This is a genomic window from Caballeronia sp. M23-90 (assembly GCF_053574605.1).
The window spans coordinates 1-7,500 of the sequence record NZ_JBSIPA010000333.1; the positions used below are offsets into that span (position 1 = coordinate 1).

General features: G+C 56.5%; 8 protein-coding genes and 1 pseudogene. 4 read left to right on the forward strand and 5 right to left on the reverse strand.

Features of this window, described 5'->3' with window-relative positions:
• Positions 1-112 precede the first annotated feature (112 nt).
• Positions 113-727: a DUF2971 domain-containing protein gene (locus ACRXB1_RS25590; protein WP_449493626.1), complete on the forward strand. Its 615-nt coding sequence runs from the start codon at positions 113-115 to the stop codon at positions 725-727.
• Between the two features lie 182 nt (positions 728-909).
• Here the strand turns inward: ACRXB1_RS25590 and ACRXB1_RS25595 are convergent, their stop codons facing one another.
• The 5 genes from ACRXB1_RS25595 to ACRXB1_RS25615 form a co-directional block, all read right to left on the reverse strand.
• Complete coding sequence (locus tag ACRXB1_RS25595) at positions 910-1,308, reverse strand: hypothetical protein (protein WP_449493627.1); 399 nt, start codon at positions 1,306-1,308, stop codon at positions 910-912.
• 151 nt (positions 1,309-1,459) lie between these two features.
• Positions 1,460-1,777 carry a hypothetical protein gene (locus ACRXB1_RS25600; RefSeq protein WP_449493628.1) on the reverse strand — a complete coding sequence of 106 codons (318 nt, stop codon included), beginning with the start codon at positions 1,775-1,777 and terminating at the stop codon, positions 1,460-1,462.
• Positions 1,778-3,150: 1,373 nt separating this feature from the next.
• Positions 3,151-3,438, reverse strand: a complete 288-nt coding sequence (locus ACRXB1_RS25605) for a hypothetical protein (RefSeq protein WP_449493629.1) — start codon at positions 3,436-3,438, stop codon at positions 3,151-3,153.
• Positions 3,439-3,716: 278 nt separating this feature from the next.
• Complete coding sequence (locus ACRXB1_RS25610; protein WP_449493630.1) at positions 3,717-3,974, reverse strand: hypothetical protein; 258 nt, start codon at positions 3,972-3,974, stop codon at positions 3,717-3,719.
• 9 nt (positions 3,975-3,983) lie between these two features.
• Complete coding sequence (locus ACRXB1_RS25615) at positions 3,984-4,403, reverse strand: RepB family plasmid replication initiator protein (protein WP_449493631.1); 420 nt, start codon at positions 4,401-4,403, stop codon at positions 3,984-3,986.
• A 561-nt stretch (positions 4,404-4,964) separates the two neighbouring features.
• Between ACRXB1_RS25615 and ACRXB1_RS25620 the strand changes: the two are divergent.
• From ACRXB1_RS25620 to ACRXB1_RS25630, 3 genes and pseudogenes are all read left to right on the forward strand, one after another.
• A pseudogene (locus ACRXB1_RS25620) lies at positions 4,965-5,239 on the forward strand (HU family DNA-binding protein).
• A gap of 74 nt (positions 5,240-5,313) precedes the next feature.
• Positions 5,314-5,583 carry a DUF1488 family protein gene (locus tag ACRXB1_RS25625; RefSeq protein ID WP_449493632.1) on the forward strand — a complete coding sequence of 90 codons (270 nt, stop codon included), beginning with the start codon at positions 5,314-5,316 and terminating at the stop codon, positions 5,581-5,583.
• 357 nt (positions 5,584-5,940) lie between these two features.
• Positions 5,941-7,101 carry a hypothetical protein gene (locus tag ACRXB1_RS25630; protein WP_449493633.1) on the forward strand — a complete coding sequence of 387 codons (1,161 nt, stop codon included), beginning with the start codon at positions 5,941-5,943 and terminating at the stop codon, positions 7,099-7,101.
• The last annotated feature ends 399 nt before the right edge of the window (positions 7,102-7,500 follow it).

The following is a 7,500-nucleotide window of genomic DNA, read 5'->3' on the forward strand; positions in this document are numbered from 1 at the left end:
GGACCATGCGCACGGCTTCCAGCATGAATTCCTGCGTATATCGAGCTCTCGGATTACCCATCTTTCCTTCCTCCTTGCGTGAGTTTTACACACTCAGCAAGGGATCCATTTTTTGCGGGCAAGCTCAACCCTCGACGAGACAAACGATCCGTTCGAGCTGATGGGCGCCTCTATTGGTAAGCGCCGGGCGCGGCAGCTGTTCAAGGTAGTGCACGACCACTGGACCCAGACCATAGGAATGCTGTGCATGGGAACGGCTTGGGATAACCCCGTGATGTGGGCTCACTACGGCCAAAAGCATCAGGGCGTCTGTATCGGATTCGATCTGGCAGCGCAGGCACAGCCCCAGCAGGTAACCTATGCGCCCGATCTCTTGAAGGGACTGCTGGACCATCTTGGCGATAAGCCTCAGATCTCCATGGAACAGCTAACACCCCTCTTGACTACCAAATTTAAGGATTGGGGATACGAGCGAGAGTGGCGAATTTTCGCCGATCTTGCCATCCGTGCCCCGGAAGACGGTAAGTGCTATCTGAACTTCGATCCGCATATGGCGATCCGTGAAGTCATCCTTGGCGCCAGGTGTCCGGCCTCCGTAAGTGACCTCGCTGCGCTGGTAAATGAGCCTCAGAAGGTCGAGGTGTTCAAGGCCCGTGCGGCGTTCGATTCATTCCGTGTCGTACGGCAAAAGCAGATCAAGCCGATCATCGTCAAACCCAGAAGCTGAAGAAACGGGGCAAGGCCGCACGCTAACCCGGCGACGACATCAGTTCGGAAAAAACCGCATTGCCCTATTGCCGTATGACCGGCTTGCACGGTTTCTTCGTTCAAGGCGGCCTCACCTACGTCTCTAAGGGACTTCCTTGGGGCGACCCTTGCTGGTTGGCCTCGACAGGTAACAGGGCTTTTTTAGCCTCCATCTCCTCCGCTCGCTTCTTTTGCGTGCGCTGCTGCTACGGCGTAGGCGTTGGCAATCGCGCTTACATGCCAAACCCTTCCAATATCTGATTCGTTGTTGATGCGACCGGAATAGATGCCGAGGAATTCCCAGACAGGCTTTGGCGTAATGATCGAAGCCATTTTATCGGCCTGGCGCTGTCTATAGCTCCCCGCCCGAAAGGCAATTACCGGTGATCCAGATTGCCCTTGCCGCGTCCGGCAGTCGATGAAGAAGGTAGGATTTTCTGGCGTGACCAGAGATAGTTCCTGTGCGAGGAAGCCTGTGGCCCAGATGGGAAATCGCTCGACAGATGATTGTCCGAATGGAAATCCGATGACACTCACAGGCTCGGCAGGCCCGACGAGCATGTCGCATCGATCCAAGTTCGTCTCGAGGTAGTAGGGGACCTTGAAAACGTCATCCCCCCAGCTGAGGTTCAAGGCAACAACGTCGGTTTGTCACGAAGCTCGCTGTGCTCGAACCAATAGGGTGATCCGTCTTCGCGATAGAGCGGCAGCTTTATTGTTTCCACTTGCCGATAGCTTCGGCATTTTTGTGAAAATGGATGACGATGTTGTTCGGGACGGCGGCAGTCGGACTCATGCACTGCCCGGTCTCTTGGTGACGACCGGTGACGTTGTGCCGATTGGTCACGAGCGCACAATGAGATTCGCGATCGTTGGCAACCAAAAAGCCTGTTCTCGAGCTGAGAACTGTCTCATCAAACCGCATCTCGACAAACAGCGATTTCAGGGGCGGGATCTCAACGTGGAACTGCTTCGCAACTTTTTCGACGGTTTCTTGCGATGCTTGTTCGCTTTCGACTGAATCGCTCATTTCGAGTGGCGTTGATTGGGGAAGCGGCAATCTTACTCGGCTTCTCGGCGGCCTTTCCGGCTCTACTCGCCTATCGGCTCACGGAGCCACCCCCGGGCGGGAGTCTCCGCCATGCGGTAACGATTCGGGCCGAGCGAAAAACCTGAATAAACCTGAGATGCGACGGGGCATTGAAAGCGTCGGAAGGCTACAAAACGTTACTTCGCCCGAACTCCCTTGTATCGGAAGTCGCCGCTCTTCCAACCTGACAAAACCTTACATTCCAACCAGGCCAAACCCAGACGTCGATCGCTGGTGGAACCGTTACAAACCGTGACGTTGGATCGACACTGGACGACCGACGGGTTGCTTTTTTGGGTTTTCATTGACGCTCTTTCAGCAAGGGCCATTGGTCCGAAACATATTTCTCAACTGCGTCGCGGACGACCCATGCCACGGACACCTTTTTCCTTGGCGATGCGTTCAAGCGTGTCATACAGATCAGGTGGAAAACTGACAGATACCCGGGAAGCGCCTGACGCGCGCACTTGCAGGCCTGGGCGGGCATATCGTCAGCGAACAGGTCGGATCGTTTACCGGCTTGCCAGCCTGACAAAGATACCAACCGTCGTTTATAAACCTAAGCGGAATCCGGGCTTGCGCCCGATGATGTATGAAGGCCCCGCCTTTCGGTCGTGGCAGACAACGGGCGCAACATGCGCCCTCGTGCCGCTTCGCGTCACTTAGTGACCTTCGGGGGCGAAAGTGTCGGGGCCGTCGCTTCGCTATAGGAGGGAGTGTCAGAAGGTGTCACGTCCCAGGAACAGCACTGTTTTCAGGGGGGTCGTCACGCTTTTGCGGATCGTCACCGTACACGATGCGCGTGAGGTTGGGGAAATGCACGTCGCACCGTTCGTGATGGACGGTTGCCCTTCGTCGCGGACAATCAGCGAGGGCCGCGCCTAACTCAGCATCGGAAAATCAGCACCATACGTCGCCAACAGCTTCGCTAGATGATACCGGCCGCGACCTTCGCAGCGCGTACAGGCGATTTCCAGCATCGAGGCGCGGGCGGCCACGTCACCAAGGGGGATGCTGCCTTTACTCATTGGGGAATCCATCGGGCGGCCAGCCTTGGCGCAGCTTTCGAAGCCGTATCATTAAATCCGGCGCACAGCCCCACATATGCAGGGCCTGGTCCCTTTCGTCGCCTCGCGAAAGTTGGAAGCAGAAGAAGCAACGCGGTTCGCACATGTGGCACCACCAGAGCCATTTTTCCATGCCGAGATGTGCCACGTTGCGGCCGCGCATCCTTTCACGCCAACCGCATGATGGACAGGGCGGCGGCCCGAGATTCGGATCGCTCCGTTGTGTAAAAGTCATCAACATGGCCGCTACTCGGTATCCAAATCGAAAGGCCGGTTTTTAAGGTCGATGACCTGTTCCATCTGTGGATCGGAGTCAAAGCCGAAGAAGGCGATTGCAGCGATTGTGCAGCGGTTGATATGCGCGTCTATCTCATCCGGCACGTTCGGCAGGCTTTTGAAGCACCAGGCGCAATGCGGGTCACAGACACCACACCATGACACGATGCGGCCTTGCCGGCGCGTGTACGTCTGACCGGTCGCACCGCAATTGCCGCAGGGCGGCGGAAGTCGATCGCCGCTGATTCGTAGCACCATCGTATCGCCTACTCACCGGGTAGAGCCCGCACGGGTTTTTTGAGGTCAATTACCTGTCCCGGTAACCGTTCAAGCTTAAAACCGAAATACCGCAGCGCCGCGCGCGCGCATTCGTGCGTGTGCCGCCTGGACGAGAACGGATCAGCCGGCAATCGAACCAAGCACCACGGACAATGCGGATCGCACGCGCCACCATGACACCGTGCGGATTGTGACCATCACGCCGGCGGCACCGCAGTTTTTGCAGCCTGGCGGGATCGGGCTGGCACATTCCCCCCTCATTGCATGACCATGTAGAGATCGCAGGACGGTACTGCCTTCATGTCGCCGCTTTCGTCGCCGGTCTCGATTCGCACAAAGGCGCCCCAATCGTCATCTTCGGGGCTTGGCCCGCTGATATCGAATATCTGCAATACCGTGACCTTGGCCGACGCGAGGGCTTCAGCTTCGGCGTCCGTCATGTAGAGGTGTTCGCCGATTATCTGCCCGACAGTTCCCGGCATCGGCGGATCATCGAAATTTTGCATCACCGGCATGGCAGTCCCTCACAACGGCAACGAGCCTTGCGGATTCCTTCGGAAATCGAAGCGTAGCGACACAACGCGACGCCCTTCCTTGATCGGTTTGCAGGAGATCAGCCAGCCGTCTTTACTGGTCAGTTCCCGAATCGCGGGCTCAATGATCTGGCTTTTGATCTTAGCGAAATTCTCCTTCTGTTTGGGCGTGGCGTCCATAGCAAAACCGAAATCCTCGACTGAGGTATGTAGCCAGCCCGTACTTTCGTATTGCGACAGTAGTTCGAGCAGCCGCCAGGAGTACACGGAGCGAAGCGCGGATTTTTGCGAAAGCGTATAGCTGGTGAACTGACGCCGCAGATTCATGAGCAGCGGCACCAGGTCCGCCGCAAATCGCATTTCGACGTAGCCCAAACCTTCCGGATATTCGGCTTTTGAGATCCAGCGCATCGAAACGGGGCCGGGATGGTCCCGGCCGGGCTTCGGGGCAAGGAAGTACGGAGTGATCGTTTCTCACGTCCAGGACCGGACCAAGGCGCATTTGCGGGTCGCGGTTTCGGTGATGCTCTTGATACTGTTTTCGTTAGGCGGGATGACCGGACCCACGCTGGCTTCAACGATGATGACGCTTGTGGGCCCGCGAGGATTATTTGTCTTCAACGCGATTTCATGCACGCTATTGGCGGTAAGCGCGAGGCACGCGCTCATCTAGGCGGCGAAACGCCGCAGCCCTACCAAGATACGAGGAATAGGCGCTCTCGCGGCGGTATTCAGACGCCCGGTCGAGGATCGGTAACGTAAGTCCACCACGCGTTAAGCCTTACTGCTTTAATGTCACTCTCAAACGCGCAACATACACCCCAAAATTTATCGTCTCGAAGGGTGCGCCGTGTTCGGCCTTGGTTGATGAAACATCGAAAGATTCGCAGCGAAGAAATTGCTTCCGATCAGCCGACGTTTTGCTAGGATACAAATCTGAATTATTCAACTTGCCCTTTAAGAATATGCGTAATGAACAAGCAAGAGTTAGTCGACGCCATTGCGGCGGAAACCGGCGCTAGCAAAGCGTTGACAAGCAATTGATTGACCAGGTGTTCGGAACAATATCTCAAGCAGTTGTGGTCGGGCGACACGGTTCAGTTGATTGGCTTCCGTTCGTTTTCTACCGGCGCTCGCGCCGCGCGCACTGGACGCAATCCGAAGACGGGCGGGTCGCTTGAGATCGCGACCGCAAGACGGTAAAATTCTCCGCAGGCAAAAGTTTTAAAGACAGCGTCAACAAGTAAGCCCCTGCGTTTGCTTACGCGGAATCGATCTTGCCGTCGGTGAGATCGACTAGTGGTTCCGGCCCTAAGTGCACATGAACGTCATATCTCTACCTGAACCCCGTCTTTCTGAAGATGGTCGCGCCGTGATCTTTATGGTCGCCGCAGGCGGGCGCGAGGTAAAATCATTGATCTCCAGAGCAGCGTTGGAGCAGTACTTCTGGCTGCGGGATGATGCCGACGCGCAATGTATGCTTCGCACGTTTGCAGCGGGCCGTCATCGCATTATGGCCCTGGCTCAGCGCGTTGCGTTGAAAAGCGGCGCCTCAGAAGTTCGACTCGAAGCGGCTGATTTTGCACGGTAACAATTTGTTCTTGTCGCGGCAATGTCGGGATCGAACGAACTTCCGACTACGGCCCTTATTCAATCGGCCGCAAACTAAGCGCATTGTATGACAAGAGAAAGATCAGCCCCGGGTCCGGGCTTCATGCGGGAACGAAGGCGGCCCATCCATTGTGTCATCGAAGCAGCACAATTACATTGGAGTGTGTTGATGAGCCAACCATACGGGCGATCGCAGGCGCGAGGCAATAAGCCGCGACCGTCGCACCAGCCGCCGCACGCAAAGCCGTCTCAGCCTCAAAAAAAGCATTTTGCGAAACCCGCGGCGCCTAGGGACGCAACCCAAACGGCGTCGGTGATCAAAACCCGAGCATTCAAGTTGCTCGTCAACGCTGCAGGTGCGGAGAATCTCGCTCTCGCGCTGGATTCGAACCTGAGTCGTATCGCTGAGCTTGCGGATGGTGAGCGTTTTACGCCAGAGACCGCGTTTCACATGGAAACAACGTTGGGTCTGCCGCACTGTTTTTTTGATCAGCCGAATCCGGTTTTAACTGAAGAGGTGATGGCACGCTTGCGCTCGCCGTTGGAGGACCTCCAAAAAGACGCTGTTGCTGACGAGTTGGACGATCAAGCAGAACAAACCGTAGTGGCATCCTCGATCGGTCACACTATCGGTATTGATGTCGCATCAACCCGGAACAATGAGATGGCAACGAAAGCGCAAAAAGCGACGGCAACCCCTCCTTCCGCCAAGAAAGGAAATTCGGCCAGCATTCGTGATGTGCCCCAAAAAGGAAAAGGCCACGCGTCAACCTCGGCGGTAAAGCCGTCCAAAGCCGAACTTCAGCAATCCTTGGAATTAGCTGCGGAGCCCTCGCTTCCAGAAATTCGACGGGCCAATTTGCACGTCTTGACCGCCCGCAACGGATCGAAGGCATTGCTCAGCCGTTTATTGAATCTTAGTCAATCAAACATGGCCCATCGTCTGCACGGGAAGAAACGCCTGGACGATGCTGAAGCTGAACGGATGACCGCCGTATTGGGCTTGCCATCGGGATGGCTGGATATACCGCGTGAGGCCCCGGACGTACCGGCCGCCGTCATGGAGGCGCTTACGCCTTTAGGCCGGCGTCGATCAATGCCTCAGTCCGCTACCGGTGCCGACGACACCTCGGCGTTCCCTATAGAACGCAACGAGGTTAAAGGTGCCGAGAGCGTCGATCAGGCCGTTCGTCCTGTTGACGAGGAAGTGCCCATTCAACCTGAAGCACACGATCGGTTCGATATCGCGGTATCCGGCGCACTTGCAAAAAGCCATGAGGACGCTTCTAATGCGACTTCGTCTTCAACGGCACCAGCTGGTTTTCTTGCGCACGCGGCTGACACCTTTCCGTCGACGATCATGACCGATCTCGACACGCTTCGGGGTATCGCGCCGGTTGCCGAAGCGTTGTTAAAGACGCTGGCGGGAAAAGCGCGGACTGGACGCCTAGACGAAGGAACGGCCCTGAAGCTCTTGCAGCAGGTTGCGATGTTGTAAAGAACACGCGTTGAGTGCGGGCCACTCGGCTTGCGTTCCGAGTGTGCGCCCAACGGATAAGTCGATATTTGCCATGGCAGCTAATACGAAGAAGCGGAAATCGACCAAGCAATCGCCACGGCTGAGTCGCAGTGATCTGTTGCCTACATCACTGGCAATCGCGCGCTCGATCTCGCTCAAAAATCACATGGCACTCGCGGCGTTAAAAAGCGCCCAAGGCAACGTTCGCCTCGCTGGAGAGCTTTTGAAGACGCTCTACTGGACGTTCTACCGTATGCGGTCCATCAGCGACGCCCCTCAATTCAGGTGTCGGAGCGCGTGACGTGTGGTAGGAACGCGGATCAGCGTAGGTGGGCCGGCAGCTTCCAGGGAAGCAGCGCGTCGTAGTCGTCGACCGTC